Below are 19,777 nucleotides of genomic sequence, written 5' to 3'. Positions count from 1 at the left end.
TAGTTCGATACCTAACTATTAGACGACTCACCTTATGACTTCTATCGAAGAGCGCTTTTCCGCCGCGCTCCACAAGACGGCACGCGGCTGGCGCCATGCGATCGACCGGCGCCTGAAGGACCTGGACCTGGGGCAAGCAAGCTGGATGTGCATCGCCATGATCGCCAAGTCGCCGCAGCCGCCCTCGCAAAGCGAACTGGCGCACCAGCTGGGCGTGGAAAACCCCACCATGGTGTCGATGCTGGACCGGCTCGTGAAATCGGGCTTCGTGCAGCGCCAGCCATCGGAAACGGACCGCCGCGTCAAGCTGGTGGTGCTCACCGAGGCGGGCATGCAGGTGTACGACACGGTGCGCAAGGAAGCGGACGGTTTCCGCAAGGAACTGCTGCAAGGCATTGATCCCGATCAGCTGCGGGCCGCCACCGAACTGCTGGAAGCGTTGCAGGCGGCCACGGAGAAATCCGCATGAGTTCGGCCACAGCCAGCGCCGCACCGGCGCTGCCCGCCTCACAGGATCCCACCCTGAACCGGCGCATGATCACGATTTCCATCATGCTCGCCACCATCATCCAGGCGCTCGACGGCACCATCGCCAACGTCGCCCTGCCCCACATGCAGGGCAGCCTGTCCGCCTCGCAAGACCAGATCACCTGGGTGCTGACTTCGTTCATCGTCGCCGCCGCCATCGCCACGCCCCTGACGGGCTGGCTGTGCGACCGCTTCGGCCAGAAAAACACCTTCCTCGTTTCCGTGGCCGGCTTTACGCTCGCCTCCGTGCTGTGCGGCCTGTCCGGCACCCTGTCCGAGATCGTTGCCGCGCGCCTGCTGCAAGGCGTGTTCGGCGCGGCGCTGGTGCCCCTGTCGCAGGCCGTCTTGCTCGACATCAATCCACGCGAAAAGCACGGCTCGGCCATGGCCATCTGGGGCATGGGCGTGATGATCGGCCCCATCCTCGGTCCCACCCTGGGCGGCTGGCTAACGGACAGCTACAGCTGGCGCTGGGTCTTCTTCATCAACATCCCCATCGGCGCCATGGCCTTCTACGGCATCTGGCGCTATATCCGCAAGGACCCGCCGAACCGGCGCATGAACTTTGACATGTTCGGTTTTGCCACCCTGAGCCTGTCCATTGGCGCCTTGCAGATGCTGCTGGACCGGGGCGAGCAGAACGACTGGTTTTCATCGACGGAAACGTGGATCGAAGCCATCGTGCTGGCCATGAGCTTGTGCTACTTCATCGCCCACACGGCCTTGCGTCCGGCCGGCAAGTCCTTCCTCGACTACCGCTTGCTGAAAAACTCGAACTATGTGAGCGGCCTGCTGTTCATCTTCATCGTCGGCATGGTACTGTTCGCCACCCGCGCGCTGACGCCGTCGATGCTGCAAGGCTTGATGAATTACCCGGCGGCCATCGCTGGCCTGGTGACGGCCCCCAGCGGCCTGGGCACGATGCTGGCCATGCTGATCGTCGGCCGGCTGACGGGCAAGATCGATACGCGTATCCTGTTGGGCATGGGCTTTTCCATCACCGCGTTCTCGCTGTGGCAGATGGCCAATTTCACCCTGGACCTGGTGCCGAAAACCGTCGTGTGGAACGGCATCATCCAGGGCATCGGCCTGGGCCTGGTGTTCGTGCCCCTGAGCGCGGCCACGTTTGCCACCCTGTCGCCGCAGATGCGGGCGGAAGGCACGGCCATCTACAGCCTGGTGCGCAACATCGGCAGCAGCATCGGCATCGCCCTCGTGCAGACCTTGTTGGTGCGCAATACGCAGATCGCCCATGCTTCCCTGACGGAACACATCACCATCGCCAACCCGGCCCTGCATGACCCCGGCATTGCCAGCGTCTACAACCTGGGCACGGGCACGGGCATGGCGGCCCTGAATGGCGAAATCACGCGGCAGGCATCGATGATCGCCTACCTCGACGACTTCTGGCTGATGATGTGGCTGACCATCCTCGTGCTGCCGCTCTTGCTCCTGATCAAACCACCGAAGAAGAATGCGCCTGTCGTGGTCGACCACGCGGCCATGGAATAACCCTCATGCACACACCTATGAAACTCTCCCTGAGCGTCCTGGCACTGAGCTTGGCCCTGGCCGGCTGCGCCAGCATCCCGCCCGACACGCAACCGTTGCCGCAGCAAGACCTGGCCACGATACAGCTGGCGGCCGACATCCACCTGGCCAGCGAAGGCTGGCCCGCCGCCCAGTGGTGGCGCCAGTTCCAGGACAGCCAGCTGGACCAGCTGATCGAGCACGCCCTGTCCAGCAGCCCGAACCTGGAGGTGGCAAATGCCCGCATCGGCTCGGCCCTGTCTGCGTTCGATGCCCGGCATGCGGACCGCGGCCCCAGGGTAGACCTGGGCGCCAACGCCAACCGCCAGCGCTATTCGGGCAACGGCCTGATGCCCGCCCCCATCGGCGGCAATTACTACAATGAAGTCACCGTGGGCGTGCAAGCCCATTACGACCTGGACTGGTGGGGCAAGCACAAGGCGCAGATCGCCGCCAGCCTGGGCGAAGTCAACGCGCGCCGCGCCGAGTACGCGATGGCGGAACAGATGCTGGCCGCCGAGATCGCCCGCCACTACTTCAGCATGCAAAGTGGCTGGGCCCGCATGGACAACCTGCATGCGCTGGTCAAGCTGCAGCAGCAGCTGGTGACGGACAAGGAAAAGCGCATCGCCAACGGCCTGGGCGTCAGCGACGACCATCTGTCCGCGCAAACGCGCTTGAGCTTGCTGCAACAGCAGATCGCCCTGCTGGAAACGCAGATCGTCACGGAGCGGGAAGCCTTGCGCGCGCTGCTCGGTGCGGATTCCTCGGCCCTGGCCAGTCTGCAGCCCAAAGAAGCCCAGGCATTGCCGCACGCCCTGCCCGGCAAGCTGGGCATGGAATTGCTGGCGCGCCGGCCCGACTTGCAGGCGGCGCGCTGGCGGGTGCAGGCAGCCATGAGCACGATCGAGGCGGCGCAGGCGGCGTTCTACCCCGATATCGACCTGGGCGCGTCGTTCGGCCTCGATGCGATCAAGCTGGGCAAGCTGCTGCAGTCCGGCAGCCGCACCCTGTTCATCGGTCCCGCCTTGTCGCTGCCCCTGTTCGACAGCGGCCGCCTGCAGGCGCAGCTGGCCGGCGCGCGCAGCGAACGCAATGAACTGATCGCCGACTACAACCAGAATGTCTTCAATGTCGTGCGCGACGTGGCGCAGGCGGGGGCCAAGGTGCAGGGCGTGGAAAACCAGCTGCGCCTGCAGGAAGAAAACCTGCGCGCCAGCGAAGCGCAGTTGCGCAACGCCAACGCCCGCCTGAAACAAGGGCTGGCCGACCGCGCCACCCAGCTCAATGCGGAAATGACCGTGCGGGGCCAGGTAGACCTGGGCATGCAGCTGCAAAACCAGCGCCAGAACGCGGAAATCAACCTGAACGTGGCACTGGGCGGCGGCTACCGGGGCAGCAGCGACTTTGCCGATACCGCAAGCACCAGCAAACGCAGCACCCAACAATAACACTGACTACGGAACACATCATGAGCAGCGATACCACAGCAAGCACCACCCCAACCGAACAGCCGGGCAAGCGCAAGGCCGTCCTCCTCGCCATCACGGCCGCCTTCGTCGTGGCCGGCGTGGCCTGGGCCGCCTATTACCAGCTGGTGCTGGCCAAGGAAGAAGTCACGGACAACGCCTATGTGGGCGGCAACCTGGTCACCCTGTCCGCGCAAGTGACGGGCAATGTTGATGAAATCCGCGCCGACGAGACGCAGATGGTGAAAGCGGGCGCGCCCCTGATCACCCTGAACGGCATCGATGCGGACCTGGCCCTGAGCCAGGCGCAGGCGCGGCTGGGCAACGTCGTGCGCCAGGAGCGCGAGCGCTATGCCAGCGTGGCGCAGTACGACGCCGTCATCGAGCAGCGCCGCCTGGCGCTGGCCACGGCGCAGGGCAACCTGGCCCGCCGCGCGCCGCTGGCCGCGGACCAGACGATTTCCGGTGAAGACCTGGCCCATGCGAAACAGGCCGTCGATGACGCGAAAGCGGCGCTGGCCGTGGCGCAGCGCCAGGCCGAGTCCGCCAAATCGGGCGTGGCTGGCGTGAACCTGGCCAGCCATCCGGCCGTGCTGTCCGCCAGGGGCGACGTGGTGCAGGCGTGGCTGGCCGTGCGCCGCAACGCCGTGGTCGCGCCCGTCTCCGGCTATGTGGCCAAGCGCAGCGTGCAGCTGGGCACGCACGTGACGCCGGGCACGCCCTTGATGTCCATCGTGCCGCTCGACCAATTATGGGTCGATGCCAACTTCAAGGAATCCGAATTGCGCAATATCCGCGTGGGCCAGGCGGCCACCATCGAAACGGATTTGTATGGCAGCAAGGTGGTCTACCACGGCAAGGTGCTGGGCATGTCGGCCGGCACGGGCAGCGCGTTTTCCCTGCTGCCGGCGCAAAACGCCACGGGCAACTGGATCAAGGTGGTGCAGCGCGTGCCCGTGCGCATCACCCTGGACCCGAAGGAGCTGGCCGCCCACCCGCTGCGCATCGGCCTGTCGACCACGGTGACGGTCGACACCAGCCATGGCGAAGGCGCGACCCTGGACCAGCCGATGGTGGCGTCCACCGTCTACACGACCAAGGCGCTGGGCCAGCCCGTGGATGAGGCCGAGAAGATGGCGGATACCATCATTGCGCAAAATTTGCTGAAGTGATGCGTAGGTCGGATCAGGCCGCAGGCCGTCATCCGACAACATCGTTGGCGTTGCCGGTGGTGGCGTCGGATGACGCGCTTGCGCGCTAATCCGACCTACCCGCCTCTATTTGGTCTTGCCCGCCGCCGCCACCTGATCGAGGATATGCTTGGGCACGGCCGCATAGTGCTTGAATTCCATCGTGTAGGTGGCGCGGCCCTGGGTCAGCGAACGCAGGGTGGTGGAATAGCCGAACATCTCGGCCAGCGGCACCAGGGCCTTGACGATGCGGCCCGAACCGCCGGGAATGTCGTCGACGCCCTGCACCATGCCGCGCCGCGCCGTCAGGTCGCCCATGACGTTGCCCATGAACTCTTCCGGCGTTTCCGCCTCCACCTGCATCATCGGTTCCAGCAGCACAGGATGAGCCTTGCGCATGCCATCCTTGAAGGCGATGGAACCGGCCATGCGGAATGCATTCTCATTCGAATCGACGTCGTGGTAGGAGCCGAAGGTCAAGGTCGCCTTCACGTCCACCACGGGATAGCCGGCCAGCACGCCCGATTTCAGGGTTTCGACGATGCCCTTGTCGACGGCAGGGATGAATTCGCGCGGCACCACGCCGCCCTTGATGGCGTCGACGAACTGGTAGCCGGTGCCGGGCGGCAAGGGTTCCAGCTTGAGCACCACGTGGCCGTACTGGCCCCGTCCGCCCGATTGCTTGACGAACTTGCCCTCGATATCTTCCACCGCACGGGTGATGGTTTCGCGGTAAGCCACCTGCGGCTTGCCCACGTTCGCTTCCACGCCGAATTCGCGCCGCATGCGGTCCACCAGGATTTCCAGGTGCAGCTCGCCCATGCCCGACATGATGGTCTGGCCCGATTCCTCGTCCGTATGGACCTTGAACGACGGGTCTTCCTGCGCCAGGCGGTTCAGGGCGATGCCCATCTTTTCCTGGTCCGGCTTGGTCTTCGGCTCCACGGCTTGAGAAATCACGGGTTCCGGGAAGATCATTTTTTCCAGCACGATGATGTGGTCGAGCGCGCAGAGGGTGTCGCCCGTGGTGACGGCTTTCAGGCCCACGGCGGCGGCAATGTCGCCCGCATACACTTCCTTGATTTCCTTGCGCTCGTTCGCATGCATCTGCAGGATGCGTCCCAGCCGCTCGCGCGCGCTCTTGGTGGGGTTGTAGACCATGTCGCCCGAGTTCACCACGCCCGAATACACGCGGAAGAAGGTCAGCTGCCCCACGAACGGGTCCGTCATGATCTTGAAAGCGAGGGCCGAGAAATGCTCGTCGTCCGTCGGGTGGCGTTCCACCTCGTTGTCGTGCTCGTCATGGCCCATGATGGGCGGCACTTCCATCGGCGACGGCAGGTATTCGATGACGGCGTCCAGCATCGCCTGCACGCCCTTGTTTTTAAACGCGCTGCCGCACAGCATGGGCACGATCTCGTTACGGATGGTGCGCGCGCGCAAGGCTTGTTTCAGTTCCGCTTCCGTAAACGTGTCGCCATTCAGGTAGCGCTCCGTCATTTCCAGCGTGGCCTCGGCCGCCTGTTCGACCAGGTGCTCGTGCCATTCCTGCGCCTGGGCCTGCAGTTCGGCGGGAATCTCGCCATAGCTGAACTGCACGCCCTGGCTGGCGTCGTCCCACGTGATGGCGCGCATTTTCAGCAAGTCGATCACGCCCGTGAAATGCTCTTCCGCGCCGATGGGCAGCTGGATGGGCACGGCCACGCCCTTCAGGCGGTCGGCGATCTGCTTGCGCACGCGTAAAAAGTCTGCACCGACCCGGTCCATCTTGTTGATGAAGGCAATGCGCGGCACATGGTATTTGTTCGCCTGGCGCCAGACGGTTTCCGATTGCGGCTGCACGCCGCCCACGGCGTCGTAGACCATCACGGCGCCGTCGAGCACGCGCATCGAGCGCTCCACCTCGATCGTGAAATCCACATGGCCCGGCGTATCGATGATGTTGATGCGGTGCTCGGGGAAGTTGCCGGCCATGCCTTTCCAGAAGGCCGTGGTGGCGGCCGAGGTGATGGTGATGCCCCGCTCCTGTTCCTGTTCCATCCAGTCCATGGTGGCGGCGCCATTGTGCACTTCGCCGATCTTGTGGTTGACCCCCGTGTAAAACAGGATGCGCTCGGTGGTGGTGGTCTTGCCGGCGTCGATATGGGCGCTGATGCCGATGTTGCGGTAGCGCTCGATAGGTGTTTTGCGGGTCATCACAATCTCCATGGCTAGCCCCGGTACCCGGTTTTCCAGTGTAGCAGACATCGATTTGCAGAGCTGCCGGTAACCAGTTTTTACCGTGCGCACAACACTAACATTAACGCGCACGTGCGTTGCGCAGGATAAACAAGAGATTCAGCTATACTTTCATATCTATTAATTCAACAAAGATTAATCAGAATCAAGACGCACGGTGAGATATCGTGCAAGGCGACGCCGCCGGCATGCCAGCCCAGGTGCGCACCGAATGACATGCCCCACTCAGCCTATGACTATCCAACTAAGAAAAATAATCCTCTCTTCCCTGCTGGCGTCCCCGGCGCTGGCCATGGCCGGCGAACTGGAACAGCAAATGCAGCGTTGCGCCGTGCTTGGCGATGCCAGCGCCCGCCTGGGCTGCTTCGATACCCTGGCCAAGGCGGCGGAAAAAGCCACCATCGCCGCCGGCGGCGATGCGGCCACGGCCGCCGTGACCCTGGCAGCCGCTGCCGAAGTCGCTCCCTTCACGCCCGTCAGCCCGCCTGGCGTGGCCACGCCGGAAGCGGTGAACGCGGCCATTCCCGCCGTCGCGCAGGCTGGCGCGGCGCCGCCGGAAGCGCCGATTTCGCGTACGCAACAATCTTGGGAACTCAACGATGCGTCGAAGCGGGGCCTGTTCAACTTCCGCCCCCACCGCGACACCTATCTGTTGCTGGCCAATTACAGCGATGCGTCGAACGACGAGCCGTTCCAGGATTTCACGCCGGGCGGCATCAAGAGCCAGCACGTGGAATTGACGTTCCAGCTCAGCTTTAAAATGAAGATGCTGGAAGACATCGCCGGCACGCCCATCGACATGTGGTTCGGCTATACGCAGCAAAGTTTCTGGCAAGCGTATAACCGCAAGGCGTCGAGCCCGTTCCGCGAGACCAATTACCAGCCGGAACTGATGCTGGTCATGCCGATCAACAAGAATCTGGCCGGTTTGGAATTCAATTACCTGAACTTCGGCCTCGTGCACCAGTCGAATGGCCAGACCTCGACCCTGTCGCGCAGCTGGAACCGCGTGTATGCCGAGCTAGGCATGGAAAAAGACAACCTGGCCATCACGGCCCGCGTCTGGCACCGTCTCGACAATAGCGCCAAGGACAATGACAATATCGACATCATCGATTACATGGGCCATGGCGACTTGCGCCTGAGCTACCGCAACAAGGGCCATGAATACGCGGTGACGGCCCGCCGCAATTTCAGCAAGAAGCATGGTTCCATGCAGGCCAGCTGGGCTTTCCCCTTGAAAGCCAACCTGAAAGGCTATCTGCAGCTGTTCTCCGGCTACGGCCAGAGCCTGATCGACTACAACTACTCGCAGAAATCGATCGGCGCCGGTTTCATGGTCGACCTGTAAGCATCACAAGGCTAGAAATGAAAATGGCGCCATGGGCGCCATTTTTTTATTGTGGGAAAGTAAATCTCAGCGCCGGCCGCCGCCCAGCACGCGGGCCGGCAGCATGACGATGGCGCGCAGCAGTTCGAACACGCCTTCCACGCCGATGCCGATCAAACGGAATGGCAGCAACAGCAGCCAGGCCAGCGGATACAGCACGAGGGCCAGCAAGGCCAGGGGCCAGCACACCAGCAAGAGCAGCAGCCACAGCACAAATCCCAGCATCGCGTTCCCCCAGAATGAAATGTGCGGAGCAAGCCGTGCTTGCCCCGCTACCGTGACAGCACTATATAAAAGCGCCGGCGCGGCGGCAACGGCCATGCGATGAACTGCAGGATGGGGGGATGGACTGGATAAAAACGGGGATGAACGGTAGTTGGCGGCTCGCTTACTGGCCGACGCAAATCACTTTCGTGACGTACTCATGCGCGTTAGGCTTCTTGCTGGTGGCCCATTTGATGGCCTGGTTGGCATCTTCGATGGTCATGACGGTGGCCTTGTCCTTCGACTTGATGAAGGACACGCCTTCAAACACGCCTTCCTTGCTGCGCATTACCTTGGCAAACACGGGCGGCCTGGTCTCGCCATCGCTGATTTTGTTCTGTTGCACGAGGTAACGCTGATCGATCTGTTCCATGATAGTAAAGCTGTCCAGTGGGTAAAAGACGAAATATACCCTGAATGGACGAACGCCGCAGGATGAAATCGCTGCGGCGTTGCCTTTACATCCATGCCACTTAGGCGTAGACGGCGTTCTGTATCACCGGCTGCAGGTTCACGTCATAGATTACCTGCGCGCGGATCGACGCTTCCAGCGAAGGGATAGAGCCGCCCGCGCGGTACTGGAAGCTCACCTGCAGCACGTCGCCCGCCTTCACGGCGACGGGCGCGGCCAGCGGCAAGCACATGTAATGGTTCAGCCAGTCGATGGTGGTCGAGCGTTCGGGCACCACGGCCAGGATGTTCTTGGTGACGAAGCGCAAGGCGTTCAGGGTGCCGCTGCGCTCGACGACAAACTTGCCGTCGAAGCCGAACACGCTGTCGGTCGGCTGGCTGAAGTCGATGATGCTGTAGACGGACGGCGGCGCCAGTTCCTGCACGCCCGGGTGGATGGCCGTGGTTTCCTGGAATTGCACGATGGGCGCATAGAAGCCCTCGAAATCGTATTCCTGCTGCATCGGCTGCACGGCCATGATCACGGCTTCGGGCAGGAAGATGGGCAGCGGTCCGCCGAAGCGGGCCAGGTAGCGGCGCTTGAACGATTCGATCACTTCCACCTGCTTTTCGCGCAGCATGCCCACATGGATCATTTCGCAGATGACCACGTCGACGGGCTCGGGCGGCAGGTATTCGAAGGCGTCCGCGTGGACCACTTCGACTTTTTCACCGTTGGGATTGAGCGCCAGCATCTTGCGCGCTTCCTTGACCATGTCCGGATTGAACTCCACGCACCACACCTTGTCGGCGCGCGCGGCCGCAAACCACGACAGCACGCCCGTGCCGCCGCCCAGCTCCAGCACCTTCATGCCGGGTTTCACCGCGTAATCGATTGCCGACTTGAACCCGTGCATGCGGTTCTGGTCCATCAACATATTGTGGTGGTAATGGACGGGGATAAATTGCCCCAGGTAACAACTCTCGATTTCTCGTTCATTCAGCATGTCTGTCCTCTTGGAGTCTGGCTCCGATGGCCGATCGGTTTTGTCATTCCAGAAAGCAGTGATATCGCACGGGCTGCGCGAGGGGCGGCGACAATACAGCCGGCGCCTGACGTTGATGTGATGATTGCCCATGCGAGGTATCTCCTGATTAATGCGACACGATCATTATCGTGAATCGGGAGCGGGAACAAAGGGCTGAGGTGAGAGGCAATTCCATGCCAGTTTGAGCGCTGGCATGGAAAGTATTACTAAAGAGGCATTTACTTGCGCGCCGCGCGCGCCTGCTGGGCAGCCGTGATGATGGCCACCACGCCAGGCTTGTCGCCCGCCTGGGCGAACTGCACGGCCGTCCAGCCATGGTCGCTTTTCAGGCCGGCGTCCGCGCCCCAGGACAGCAGCAGCTTGACGGCGCCCTCCTGCCCTTCGCGGGCGGCAAACATCAGCGGCGTGATGTTGGCGGGTGCGCGCGCATCGACCACGGCGTCGCGGTCCAGCAAGATCTTCATGATGGGCAAGTCGCCGGCCGAGGCCGCATAGTGGAGCGCCGTCCAGCCGCTCTGGTTGACCTTGGCGCCCTTGGCCAGCAAGGCTTGCACGGCATCCTGCTTGTGCTTGTAGGCGGCCATCATCAATGCCGTGTTGCCGTTGGCCGAACGCGCTTCGAGGTCGATGCCGGGAGCGTCGAGCAGCACCTTGAAGACCCGGTCCGCATCGTCGCGCAGGGCCAGCACGAGGGGAATGTCGCCCCGCTGCGCGTCAGGCTGGTTCGGATTCATGCCTTCGTCCAGCATGCCGCGCACGCCGCTGGCGTTGTTGACGGAGACGGCGCGGAAGAAAGCGTCCGGTTCCGGCGCCGCGTGGCTGGCGCCGGCCCAGCACAGCAGCATCGCCAGCGCGAGTTTTTTCATCATGTCTGACCTTAAGAAGTTATGGCAACTGATTGAATAACTTGAAGAAATTGTCCGTCGTCTGGCGTGCCACCTGGTCCAGCGGTATGCCTTTCAGGGTGGACAGGTATTCTGCCACATGGGCCACATAACCCGGCTCGTTCATGCGGCCGCGGAACGGCACGGGCGCCAGGTACGGCGAATCCGTCTCGATCAGGATGCGCTCGAGCGGCACTTCCAGGGCCACGGCTTGCAAGTCTTTCGCGCTCTTGAACGTGACGATGCCGGAAAACGAAATATAGAAACCCATGTCGATGGCGGCGCGCGCCACTTCCAGGGATTCCGTAAAGCAATGCATGACGCCGGCCACGCCGCCGTCGGACACGCCCGCGCCCTCTTCGCGCATGATGCGTATCGTGTCTTCGCTGGCCGCTCTTGTGTGAATAATCAAGGGCTTGCGCGTGATTCTTGAAGCTTTGATGTGGGTACGGAAGCGCTCGCGCTGCCATTCGAGGTCGCCCGTCAGGCGGAAATAGTCGAGGCCCGTCTCGCCGATGGCGATGATCTTCGGATGGTCGGCCAGGCGCACCAGGTCTTCCACGGACGGTTCCGGCGTGTCTTCATAGTCGGGATGCACGCCGACGGATGCAAAAATATGCGGATACTGCTCGGCCAGGGCCAGCACCTGCGGGAAGTCCGGCAAGTCGACGGACACGCACAGCGCGTGCGTCACCTTGTTCTCGGCCATCTTGGCGAGGATTTCAGGCATGCGAGCAGCCAGCTCGGGGAAATTGATATGGCAATGGGAATCGATATACATAAGGCGGGATTGTACCGGAGCGGGGGAAAACCGGCAGGGGAACGGCTGCGCCGCGCAGCCCCTGCCGAGGCGGTTCAACTGCTGGCAGCCGATTAGACCTGGGAGGCCGGATGGTCGGCGAGCGGCACGAAGTGGCCGGTCGACTCGTCGAGCGCATCGAGGGAGCCGTTCTCGATGTCGTAGACCCAGCCGTGCAGGGTCAGGCGGTCTTGCGCCATGGCCAGGGCCACCGAAGGATGGGTGCGCAAGTTATTGAGTTGCGCCACCACGTTGGCGCGCACCATGCCGTCGATGCGCGACTGTTCCGTCGGATGGTCGATCGACTCGTTGATCATGCGCGCCGCATCGGCGTGGTGCAGCCAGCTGCGCACGGCCGGCATGTGGTCGAGGCAGGCGCAGGTGGCAATCGCCTTCATCGCGCCGCAATCGGAATGGCCGCAAATGACGATGTCGGTCACGTTCAAGGCGGATACGGCAAATTCGACCGTGGCGCTCACGCCGCCCGGCTCGGGGCCGTACGACGGCACGATGTTGCCCGCGTTGCGGATCACGAACAGCTCGCCCGGCTCGCGCTGCGTCACCAGTTCCGGCACCATGCGGCTGTCGGAACATGAAATGAACAGGGCTTTGGGGGTCTGTCCCGTGGCCAGCGTCTTGAACAACTCGCGGCGCGTGGGAAAAACCTCTTTTTGGAAGCGTAGGAAGCCAGCAATAATGTCGCGCATAAATAAATAAGATGGTTATCTGAACCCGTATTATCGCTGATCTGGCGCCTGCCCTGCCTATTGTCCTTCTGGCGGCTGCCACAGCTCCACCTTGTTGCCCTCCGGATCAATGACCCAGCCGAACTGGCCGTATTCCGAATCGGGCGCCTTGTCCAGCACGTTGCAGCCTTCGTCGCGCAGGGCTTGCAGCAGCGCATCGAGGTCATCGACCCGGTAATTGATCATGAAGGCAGCCTTGCCGGGCGCGAATTGCTCGCTGTCCTGTGCCGCCACGGACCAGATGGTGGTGCCGGCCGTGGGCTGGCCGTCGGCATCCGTCCAGGTAAACGCGGCGCCGCCCCAGGGCTGCACGTCCAGGCCCAAGTGGCGCTGGTACCAGGCGCGCAGCGCGGCCGGATCCTGCGCGTGGAAGAAGATGCCGCCGATGCCAGTGACCCGTTTCATGCACGCCTCCGTAGCGGGACGCTGCCCGCGTGTTTATCCAGTGCGCTGACTGTAACACCAGGCTCCGGGCATGGCAATCGGCCATGGCGCGGTAGGCAAAAACGTTATCAAGATGTATAGTTGGCGGCCGGTGCGCAGCCATGGGGCTGCGCGCGGAACCATGGAGAGTGTACATGCTGAAAATTGCCAGCCCTTTGATCCTGCTGGCCTGCCTGGCCCACAGCGCGCACGCACAAGACAGGCGCGACGCACCCAGGGCCATTCCCGACAGCGGCTTGTGCGCGCCCGTGTGCGCGTCGGCGCGCCAGGATTGCCGCGCGCGCGTGGAGCGCGCCACGGAAGACGACAGCAGCCCCATGCTGCTGATGAAGCCCAGCAGCAACCCCTACGCTGCTGCCAGCCGGGAAACGGGGCCCCAGTCGCAGCAGCTGCAGCCGACGCAAGCCCAGGCCTTGCGCGCCCGGCGCGCCGAACGCCAGCAAGCGTGCGAAGTGCAGTACCGCAGCTGCACGCGCGCCTGCGGCTAGATCATTCGCCCGCGCCAAGAATCATACAATCAACATCAACTTGATGATGCAAGTGCTTGATTCTATTGACAGCTGGATGCGTAGTCGAGCAGCATGTCCTCAAGGAACAGCTTGGGCGACAAGGGGTGCTCGGCAATGGCCCGGCGCTCATTTGCCGCCTTGATGGCCGCCATCAGACGGCTGACGTTGATGCGTCCGGCCAGCGCTTCCAGCTCGCGCCGGTGGCGCGGGTAGTAGCGTATGGTGCCCGACAGCTTGACGGAGAACACATCGTACAGCCAGCGCTGCAGGGACGCCACCAGCGGCGCCAGCGGAGACTTCTGCAATTTGTCGGCCGCCTTCAGGGCCGCTTCCACGCCCGGATTGGCCAGCACCTGCAGCAATTGTTCCGTTTCTTCGCGCCCGCCCGACTCGGACTGGGCCAGCGCGGCCAGCGGCGCGCCGCCCTGCTCGCGCAGCCAGCTGTCCGCATCGTTCAAGCCCTGGGCCTTGAGCCAGGCCAGGGCCTGCTCGTGGCTGGGCATGGGCAAGGCGAACTTGCGGCAGCGCGACAGGATGGTCGGCAGCAACCGGTCCAGGCTGTTCGAAGCCAGCAGGAACAAGGTGCCCGGCGGCGGCTCTTCCAGGGTCTTCAGCAAGGCGTTCGAGGCCGGCGTGTTCAGCGCCTCGGCCGGATACAGCACCACCACGCGCAAGCCTTGCCGGTGCGTGGAAATGTTCATGAAGTCGGCCAGGTTGCGGATCTGCTCGATCTTGATGTCTTTCGACGGCGTCTTGGTCTTGGCACTTTTCTTCGCGCCTTCGCCCTCTTCGCCGTCATCGGCCACCTCGTCTTCCAGCGCTTCCGGACGGACCCGGCGGTAATCGGGATGGTTGCCCTGGCTAAACCAGCCGCACGAGGCGCATGCGCCGCAGGCGTGGCCATCGGGACGCACGTCTTCGCACAGCAGCGCCTGCGCAAAGTGCTCGATGAAGTCGGCCTTGCCGATGCCTTGCGCGCCATGGAACAGGATGGCGTGCGGCATGCGCGGACGCAAGGCTTGCAATTGCTGCCAGGCGTCCTGCTGCCAAGGATAGAGAGAACTGGTCATTTTATCCTTTGTAAATCAGCGAGTTGCAACGCTTTGCTCAAGTAACACATCAAGCAGTTGCGCGAGTTGCACTTGAATGTCAGCAATGCTTTGCGTGGAATCGATGATGCGGAAACGCCCGGGGAACTGGGCGGCGCGGCGCAGATACTCGTTGCGCGTGTCGGCAAAGAAGTCAGCCTGCTCCTGCTCGAACTTGTCGAGCGCGCGCGTGGCGTCCAGGCGGGCGCGGGCCACTTCCAGCGGCACGTCGAACAGGAACGTGAGGTCCGGCTGCAGATGCGGGTGCACCCACGCTTCCAGCGCTTCCATCTTGCCCAGGTCCATGCCCCGGCCGCCGCCCTGGTAGGCGAAGCTGGCATCGGTGAAGCGGTCGGAAATGACCCACTCGCCCCGCTCCAGCGCGGGCGCGATGACTTGCGCGATGTGTTCGCGGCGGCTGGCAAACATCAGCAGGGCTTCCGTTTCCAGGTGCATTTTTTCGTGCAGCAGCAGTTCGCGCAGCTTTTCGCCCAGGCTGGTGCCGCCCGGTTCGCGTGACGAGACGAGGGTCACGCCCCGCTGCTGCAGGTAGTCGGCGACAAAGCCGATATGCGTCGACTTGCCCGCGCCATCGATGCCTTCGAAGGTGATGAAGCGCGGTTGATAGTGTTGTGTCATGAAACTCTTAATCTGGTGATGATGAATGCCGGCAATTAGCGCTGATACTGGTTCACGGCGCGGTTATGGTCGGGCAAGTTGGCCGAGAACTGGCTGGTGCCGTCGCCCCGCGCCACGAAATACAGGGCCTGCGTGCGGGCCGGCGCCAGCGCCGCCGTCAGCGATTGCGCGCCGGCCAGGGCGATCGGCGTGGGCGGCAAGCCGCCGCGCGTGTAGGTATTGTACGGCGTGTCCGCTTCCAGGTCGCGTTTGCGGATCTTGCCCTGGTAGCTGTCGCCCATGCCATAGATCACGGTCGGGTCCGTCTGCAGCAGCATGCCCGTCTTCAGGCGGTTGACGAACACGCCCGCGATCATGGCCCGCTCGGACTTTTGCCCCGTTTCCTTTTCCACGATGGAGGCCATGATCAGCGCCTCGTACGGATTTTTATACGGCAGGGCCGGATCGCGCTTGAACCACGCTTCGGACAAGCGGCCTATCATGGCCGTGTGCGCCTGCTTGAAGATCTGCATTTCGCTGGCGCCCTTGGCGAACAGATACGTGTCCGGGAAGAACAGCCCTTCCGGCAGCACGAACTCGGGGCTGATCTTCGCCATCAGTTCCCTGTCGGACAGGCCCGCGGTATCGTGCTTGAGGCCGGGATGATTGGCCATCGCCAAGCGCATCTGCTTGAACGTCCAGCCTTCGATGATGGTCAGCGACTCCTGTGCGAACTCGCCGCGCGCCAGCTGCGTGATCAGGCGCTGCGGCGTCGTGCCGGGCTTCAATTCGTAGGAGCCGGCCTTGATCTTCGACGTCTTGCCTTCGATGCGCGCCAGCAGGTTGAACAGGATGGGCACGATGGGCACGCCCGCATCGGCGATCTGCTGGCCGGCCGCATGCGCGCCGCTGCCCGGGCTGATCGTAAACGGGATCGCGTCGCCTTCCGTGGTGATGGGCTGCTGCGCCCAGTACACAAAAGTACCACCGGCGCCGATGGCGGCGATGACTGAACTGACTACAAGTTTTTTAAAGAAAGCCATTGTTCCGATTCTTGTGATGCGGTCGCTGATGGGCAGCGCCCGCTTGTTATGATCGTTCATTTGTGAAGAAAGTGCGCGCAAAGCGGCGCCAACACTGGCAATCTTGCCGCTGCCGACGCAAACTGCGCGACATCACTATAATGAACCCGTAATGATAATGCTTAATCGCTGATCTAATGGAAATTATGAATAACTGGAATCAATTTTTAACCGCCCAAGGCGCCCGCCCCGTTGCCACCGATGGCGCGCCTGACAGCGGCGCTCCCATCGCCGCCGCCCCCATCCATGATTTTGGCCAGTCCCTGACAGTGCCCCAGCTGCAAGACGGTTTTGTCGCGGCCATCACGGACCAGGGCTTGATCGACCTCCATGGCGACGATGCAGCCAGTTTCCTGCACGGCCAGCTGACCAACGATGTGGAGCACCTGAGCCAGGAGCAAGTGCGCCTGGCCGGCTACTGCACGCCGAAGGGCCGGTTGCTGGCCAGTTTCCTGATGTGGCGCAATGCCACCACCATTTATCTGCAATTGCCGCGCGCCATACAGCCCGCCATCCAGAAGCGCTTGCAGATGTTCGTGCTGCGCGCCAAGGCCAAGCTGCACGATGCGTCCGGCGATGAAGCCAATCAAGTCATCCTGGGCCTGGGCGGCAAGCAAGCCACCGCCGCCCTGTCCGCCTGGTTCCCCGTGCTGCCCGCCACGCCGTTCAGCAAGGTCGAGCATGCATCCGGCACCCTGCTGCGCGTGGCCGACGCGTTCGGCAGCGCCCGCTATGAATGGCTGACGTCGGCCGCCACGGCGCGCGACGCGTGGCCGCAATTGACGGCCCAGCTGGCCAAGGGCGGCTCCGACGCCTGGCACTTGTCGGACATCCATGCGGGCATCCCGCAAATCACGGCCGCCACGCAAGAGCAATTCGTGCCGCAGATGGTCAACTTCGAACTGCTGGGCGGCGTCAATTTCAAGAAAGGCTGCTATCCGGGCCAGGAAATCGTCGCGCGCAGCCAGTACCTGGGCAAGCTCAAGCGCCGCACCACGCTCGTCAGCATCGCTGATGCGGCGGCCGTGGCGGGCGGCGAACTGTTTGCCGTCAGCGACCCGGACCAACCTTGCGGCATGGTCGTCAACGCCGCGCCGAACGGCGCCGGCGGCATCGACGCCCTCGTCGAAATGAAGCTGGGGGCGATAGCGGAAGGTTCAAGCGCCGCCGGCGCCGTGCGCTACGGCTCGGCCCAAGGGGCCAGCGTGCATTTCCTGCCCATGCCTTACGTGCTCGACGCACTCGACTTGTGAGAATGCCATGAAAGATTTGTACATCTATTATCAAGTCAAAGAAGAGCACGCCCAGGCGCTGGAAGCCAGGGTCCGCGCCATGCAGGCGAAGCTGGCAGCCGCTTCCGGCGTGGCGCCGCAACTGAAGCGCCGTCCTGACAGCAAGGATGGCTTGCAGACGTGGATGGAAATCTATCCCGTCGTGGGCGAAGGTTTTGCGGACTTGCTGGCCGCTGCCGCCGACGAGGCAGGCTTGCTGGCCCTGACGGCCGGCGCGCGCCATACGGAAGTGTTCATGGATTTGCCTCCATGTGCCTGATCGTTTTTGCCTGGAAAGTCAATCCGCACGTCCCGCTGATTGCCGCCGCCAACCGCGACGAATTCTATGAACGCGCCAGCGCCCCCGCCGGCGCCTGGCCCGAGCACCCGCAGGTGTATGCGGGCCGCGACCTGCAGGCGGGCGGCAGCTGGATGGGCATCACGCAGGCCGGCAGCGGCAGTTCGCGCTTTGCCGCCATCACCAACATCCGCAGCCCGCAAGACCGCAATCCGGACGCCCCCTCGCGTGGCGCCCTGGTGGCCGACTATCTGGCGGGCAACATGTCGCCGCAAGACTACATCGCGCAAATCCGTCCCGGCAGCGGGGCCTACAACGGCTTCAACCTGGTGCTGGGCGATGCCGATACCCTGATCTGGTTTTCCAACCGGGGCGATGGCGATGCGCGCAATGGCCAGCCTTTGGAGCCCGGCATCTACGGCTTGTCGAACGCCCTGCTGGACGCGCCGTGGCCGAAAGTGCTGAAAACCAAGGCCCAGTTCGCCAGCCTGCTGTGCCAGGGTGCGCCCGACGAAGCGTATTTCGACATGCTGGCCGACACCACGCGCGCACCCGACTTCCGCTTGCCGGACACGGGCGTGCCGCTCGACCTCGAGCGCGTGCTGTCCGCCGTCTGCATCGAAACGCCAGGCTACGGCACGCGCACGTCCACCGTCGTGAAACTGTTCCCCGATTCGCCCGGCGAATTGCATGAACTGGTGATTCAGTAGCTCGGGTTAGCGCGCAGCGCGTAAGCCGACACCACCCACCACACTCCAGCGGCATCACCGCCGTCCCGATGCCGGATCAGCGCGCCCTTGGCGCGCCGATCCGGCCTGCGCAAGCCTCCCTGCCCCCTAAAACAATCACCGATCATCCATGCGCACAAAAAAAGAAAGCGCTTGCGCAAGCGCTTTCTTTTGTTTACGATGGATTCCAACGCGGCGACACAGCCGCATCCAATCGCAGCACATAAAAATAAAAAATACCATCAGGAGACACCATGGCCACCATGGAAGATGTAGCGCGGGCGGCAGACGTATCGCTGTCGACCGTTTCGCACGTGCTCAACGGCACCCGCAAGGTCAGCCCGAAAACCGTCGCCGCCGTCAACGCGGCCATGCAGCAGATCGGCTATGTGCCCAATATGCTGGCGCGCGCGCTGGCAGGTTCATCGTCGGGCACCATCGGCGTGGCCATATCCGCCTTTACCAATCATTACTTCAGCGAAACCGTGCGCGCCATCGAGGCAGCCTGCACGCGCCACGGCTTGATGATGCTGTTTTCCGATACGCATGACGATCCCGAGCAGGAATTGAAAGTGGTGCAGAACTTGCACCAGCGCAGGGTCGACGGCATCGTGCTGGCGCCGTCGGGCGACGCGTACAACCGCACGCTCGACTATTTGACCAGCAACAAGATCGCTTCCGTGCTGGTCGACCGCATGTCGCCCCAGCCGTTCGACCAGGTGGGCGTGGAAAACATCGAGGCGACGGCGCAGCTGGTCAGCCATCTGATCGCCGCCCACGGCCACCGCCGCATCGGCTTCATCGCGGGCGCACCGGGCCTGTCCACGACGGACGAGCGCATCGACGGCTACCGCCTGGCCTTGCAGCGCGCCGGCATCGTCTTTGATCCCGCGCTGCTGCGCTCGGGCGACTCCAACCTGGAACGCAGCGGCGCGGCCACGCGCGAACTGCTGGCCTTGCCATCGGACAAGCGCCCGACGGCCATCGTTGCCGGCAATAACCTGATGACCATCGGCACCATGCATGCCTTGCGCGACGCGCACATTGCGGTACCTCAAGACGTGGCGCTGGCCGGCTTCGATGATTTCGACTGGGCCGATTATTTCAGTCCCCGCCTGACGGTGATGGCCCAGCCGCTGGAAGAGCTGGGCGCCATGGCCGTCGACCTGTTGATCGAACGTATCGCCAACCCGGGCCGCGCCCAGCATGTGCAGCGCCTGTCGCCGGCCTTGCGCGTGCGCAATTCCTGCGGCTGCCCCTGA

The 19,777-nt window shown here is 63.2% G+C and carries 21 protein-coding genes; 10 read left to right on the top strand and 11 right to left on the bottom strand.

Annotated features, from left to right (window positions below; all coding sequences use genetic code 11):
* Positions 1-34: 34 nt before the first annotated feature.
* Genes GCN75_RS00680 through GCN75_RS00665 form a run of 4 tightly spaced genes read left to right on the top strand, consistent with a single transcriptional unit; the run spans position 35 to position 4,699 of the window.
* Positions 35-469, top strand: a complete 435-nt coding sequence (locus GCN75_RS00680) for a MarR family winged helix-turn-helix transcriptional regulator (RefSeq protein ID WP_152280889.1) — start codon at positions 35-37, stop codon at positions 467-469.
* The gene (locus GCN75_RS00675; RefSeq protein WP_152280888.1) at positions 466-2,040 is read left to right on the top strand and encodes a DHA2 family efflux MFS transporter permease subunit; all 1,575 of its coding nucleotides are present in this window, start codon (positions 466-468) and stop codon (positions 2,038-2,040) included. Before GCN75_RS00680 ends, GCN75_RS00675 begins: the two co-directional genes overlap by 4 nt.
* A 17-nt stretch (positions 2,041-2,057) precedes the next feature.
* Complete coding sequence (locus GCN75_RS00670; RefSeq protein ID WP_152280887.1) at positions 2,058-3,509, top strand: efflux transporter outer membrane subunit; 1,452 nt, start codon at positions 2,058-2,060, stop codon at positions 3,507-3,509.
* A 20-nt stretch (positions 3,510-3,529) separates the two neighbouring features.
* Positions 3,530-4,699 carry an HlyD family secretion protein gene (locus tag GCN75_RS00665; RefSeq protein ID WP_152280886.1) on the top strand — a complete coding sequence of 390 codons (1,170 nt, stop codon included), beginning with the start codon at positions 3,530-3,532 and terminating at the stop codon, positions 4,697-4,699.
* A gap of 105 nt (positions 4,700-4,804) precedes the next feature.
* On the opposite strand, the gene fusA is transcribed toward GCN75_RS00665, so the two are convergent.
* The gene (gene fusA, locus GCN75_RS00660; protein ID WP_152280885.1) at positions 4,805-6,913 is read right to left on the bottom strand and encodes an elongation factor G; all 2,109 of its coding nucleotides are present in this window, start codon (positions 6,911-6,913) and stop codon (positions 4,805-4,807) included.
* Between the two features lie 274 nt (positions 6,914-7,187).
* Here fusA and GCN75_RS00655 point away from each other — a divergent pair, with 274 nt between their 5' ends.
* Entirely contained in the window at positions 7,188-8,306 is a 1,119-nt protein-coding gene (locus GCN75_RS00655; RefSeq protein WP_226940961.1) for a phospholipase A, read from the top strand.
* 66 nt (positions 8,307-8,372) lie between these two features.
* Here the strand turns inward: GCN75_RS00655 and GCN75_RS00650 are convergent, their stop codons facing one another.
* From GCN75_RS00650 to GCN75_RS00620, 7 genes are all read right to left on the bottom strand, one after another.
* Positions 8,373-8,570, bottom strand: a complete 198-nt coding sequence (locus tag GCN75_RS00650; protein WP_034784591.1) for a hypothetical protein — start codon at positions 8,568-8,570, stop codon at positions 8,373-8,375.
* Positions 8,571-8,733: 163 nt separating this feature from the next.
* Positions 8,734-8,982 (bottom strand): hypothetical protein, encoded by a 249-nt coding sequence (locus GCN75_RS00645; RefSeq protein ID WP_092708370.1) that lies wholly within the window; start codon positions 8,980-8,982, stop codon positions 8,734-8,736.
* A gap of 100 nt (positions 8,983-9,082) precedes the next feature.
* A complete protein-coding gene (locus GCN75_RS00640) occupies positions 9,083-10,006 on the bottom strand; it encodes a methyltransferase domain-containing protein (protein WP_152280884.1) in 924 nt (307 codons plus the stop codon).
* Positions 10,007-10,266: 260 nt separating this feature from the next.
* On the bottom strand, positions 10,267-10,917 hold the full coding sequence (locus GCN75_RS00635; protein WP_152280883.1) for an ankyrin repeat domain-containing protein: 651 nt from the start codon (positions 10,915-10,917) through the stop codon (positions 10,267-10,269).
* Between the two features lie 16 nt (positions 10,918-10,933).
* Positions 10,934-11,713 carry a TatD family hydrolase gene (locus GCN75_RS00630; protein WP_077404693.1) on the bottom strand — a complete coding sequence of 260 codons (780 nt, stop codon included), beginning with the start codon at positions 11,711-11,713 and terminating at the stop codon, positions 10,934-10,936.
* A 92-nt stretch (positions 11,714-11,805) separates the two neighbouring features.
* Positions 11,806-12,438, bottom strand: a complete 633-nt coding sequence (locus GCN75_RS00625) for a carbonic anhydrase (protein ID WP_152280882.1) — start codon at positions 12,436-12,438, stop codon at positions 11,806-11,808.
* A gap of 57 nt (positions 12,439-12,495) precedes the next feature.
* Positions 12,496-12,882, bottom strand: coding sequence for a VOC family protein (locus GCN75_RS00620; protein WP_152255639.1), 387 nt, complete (start codon positions 12,880-12,882; stop codon positions 12,496-12,498).
* Between the two features lie 173 nt (positions 12,883-13,055).
* On the opposite strand from GCN75_RS00620, the gene GCN75_RS00615 reads away from it, so the two are divergent.
* Complete coding sequence (locus GCN75_RS00615; RefSeq protein WP_152280881.1) at positions 13,056-13,409, top strand: hypothetical protein; 354 nt, start codon at positions 13,056-13,058, stop codon at positions 13,407-13,409.
* A gap of 62 nt (positions 13,410-13,471) precedes the next feature.
* On the opposite strand, the gene GCN75_RS00610 is transcribed toward GCN75_RS00615, so the two are convergent.
* Genes GCN75_RS00610 through mltG form a run of 3 tightly spaced genes read right to left on the bottom strand, consistent with a single transcriptional unit; the run spans position 13,472 to position 16,179 of the window.
* On the bottom strand, positions 13,472-14,500 hold the full coding sequence (locus tag GCN75_RS00610; protein ID WP_152280880.1) for a DNA polymerase III subunit delta': 1,029 nt from the start codon (positions 14,498-14,500) through the stop codon (positions 13,472-13,474).
* Between the two features lie 15 nt (positions 14,501-14,515).
* On the bottom strand, positions 14,516-15,157 hold the full coding sequence (tmk, locus tag GCN75_RS00605; RefSeq protein WP_152280879.1) for a dTMP kinase: 642 nt from the start codon (positions 15,155-15,157) through the stop codon (positions 14,516-14,518).
* 35 nt (positions 15,158-15,192) lie between these two features.
* Entirely contained in the window at positions 15,193-16,179 is a 987-nt protein-coding gene (mltG, locus tag GCN75_RS00600; RefSeq protein ID WP_152280878.1) for an endolytic transglycosylase MltG, read from the bottom strand.
* Between the two features lie 176 nt (positions 16,180-16,355).
* Here mltG and ygfZ point away from each other — a divergent pair, with 176 nt between their 5' ends.
* The 4 genes from ygfZ (at position 16,356) to GCN75_RS00580 (ending at position 19,777) form a co-directional block, all read left to right on the top strand.
* The gene (ygfZ, locus tag GCN75_RS00595; protein WP_152280877.1) at positions 16,356-17,471 is read left to right on the top strand and encodes a CAF17-like 4Fe-4S cluster assembly/insertion protein YgfZ; all 1,116 of its coding nucleotides are present in this window, start codon (positions 16,356-16,358) and stop codon (positions 17,469-17,471) included.
* A 7-nt stretch (positions 17,472-17,478) separates the two neighbouring features.
* On the top strand, positions 17,479-17,769 hold the full coding sequence (locus GCN75_RS00590; protein WP_152280876.1) for a DUF4936 family protein: 291 nt from the start codon (positions 17,479-17,481) through the stop codon (positions 17,767-17,769).
* Positions 17,760-18,497 carry an NRDE family protein gene (locus GCN75_RS00585; protein ID WP_152280875.1) on the top strand — a complete coding sequence of 246 codons (738 nt, stop codon included), beginning with the start codon at positions 17,760-17,762 and terminating at the stop codon, positions 18,495-18,497. The genes GCN75_RS00590 and GCN75_RS00585 overlap by 10 nt, the downstream gene beginning before the upstream one ends.
* Before the next feature lie 272 nt (positions 18,498-18,769).
* On the top strand, positions 18,770-19,777 hold the full coding sequence (locus tag GCN75_RS00580; protein WP_152280874.1) for a LacI family DNA-binding transcriptional regulator: 1,008 nt from the start codon (positions 18,770-18,772) through the stop codon (positions 19,775-19,777).

It is taken from the genome of Janthinobacterium violaceinigrum, assembly GCF_009208555.1.
Taxonomy (GTDB): domain Bacteria; phylum Pseudomonadota; class Gammaproteobacteria; order Burkholderiales; family Burkholderiaceae_D; genus Janthinobacterium; species Janthinobacterium violaceinigrum.
Note: the sequence above shows the minus strand (reverse complement) of the source record. Positions and strands in the feature narration are given on the sequence as shown.

Bases quoted from the DNA above. Each gene is read 5' to 3' on its own strand.
- GCN75_RS00580 (WP_152280874.1), top strand. From the start codon at position 18,770: ATGGCCACCATGGAAGATGTAGCGCGGGCGGCAGACGTATCGCTGTCG.
- GCN75_RS00675 (WP_152280888.1), top strand. From the start codon at position 466: ATGAGTTCGGCCACAGCCAGCGCCGCACCGGCGCTGCCCGCCTCACAG.
- fusA (WP_152280885.1), bottom strand. From the start codon at position 6,913: ATGACCCGCAAAACACCTATCGAGCGCTACCGCAACATCGGCATCAGC.
- GCN75_RS00585 (WP_152280875.1), top strand. From the start codon at position 17,760: ATGTGCCTGATCGTTTTTGCCTGGAAAGTCAATCCGCACGTCCCGCTG.
- GCN75_RS00640 (WP_152280884.1), bottom strand. From the start codon at position 10,006: ATGCTGAATGAACGAGAAATCGAGAGTTGTTACCTGGGGCAATTTATC.
- GCN75_RS00620 (WP_152255639.1), bottom strand. From the start codon at position 12,882: ATGAAACGGGTCACTGGCATCGGCGGCATCTTCTTCCACGCGCAGGAT.
- GCN75_RS00630 (WP_077404693.1), bottom strand. From the start codon at position 11,713: ATGTATATCGATTCCCATTGCCATATCAATTTCCCCGAGCTGGCTGCT.
- GCN75_RS00645 (WP_092708370.1), bottom strand. From the start codon at position 8,982: ATGGAACAGATCGATCAGCGTTACCTCGTGCAACAGAACAAAATCAGC.
- GCN75_RS00610 (WP_152280880.1), bottom strand. From the start codon at position 14,500: ATGACCAGTTCTCTCTATCCTTGGCAGCAGGACGCCTGGCAGCAATTG.
- GCN75_RS00665 (WP_152280886.1), top strand. From the start codon at position 3,530: ATGAGCAGCGATACCACAGCAAGCACCACCCCAACCGAACAGCCGGGC.
- tmk (WP_152280879.1), bottom strand. From the start codon at position 15,157: ATGACACAACACTATCAACCGCGCTTCATCACCTTCGAAGGCATCGAT.
- GCN75_RS00615 (WP_152280881.1), top strand. From the start codon at position 13,056: ATGCTGAAAATTGCCAGCCCTTTGATCCTGCTGGCCTGCCTGGCCCAC.
- ygfZ (WP_152280877.1), top strand. From the start codon at position 16,356: ATGGAAATTATGAATAACTGGAATCAATTTTTAACCGCCCAAGGCGCC.
- GCN75_RS00655 (WP_226940961.1), top strand. From the start codon at position 7,188: ATGACTATCCAACTAAGAAAAATAATCCTCTCTTCCCTGCTGGCGTCC.
- GCN75_RS00590 (WP_152280876.1), top strand. From the start codon at position 17,479: ATGAAAGATTTGTACATCTATTATCAAGTCAAAGAAGAGCACGCCCAG.
- GCN75_RS00625 (WP_152280882.1), bottom strand. From the start codon at position 12,438: ATGCGCGACATTATTGCTGGCTTCCTACGCTTCCAAAAAGAGGTTTTT.
- GCN75_RS00670 (WP_152280887.1), top strand. From the start codon at position 2,058: ATGAAACTCTCCCTGAGCGTCCTGGCACTGAGCTTGGCCCTGGCCGGC.
- GCN75_RS00680 (WP_152280889.1), top strand. From the start codon at position 35: ATGACTTCTATCGAAGAGCGCTTTTCCGCCGCGCTCCACAAGACGGCA.
- GCN75_RS00650 (WP_034784591.1), bottom strand. From the start codon at position 8,570: ATGCTGGGATTTGTGCTGTGGCTGCTGCTCTTGCTGGTGTGCTGGCCC.
- GCN75_RS00635 (WP_152280883.1), bottom strand. From the start codon at position 10,917: ATGATGAAAAAACTCGCGCTGGCGATGCTGCTGTGCTGGGCCGGCGCC.
- mltG (WP_152280878.1), bottom strand. From the start codon at position 16,179: ATGGCTTTCTTTAAAAAACTTGTAGTCAGTTCAGTCATCGCCGCCATC.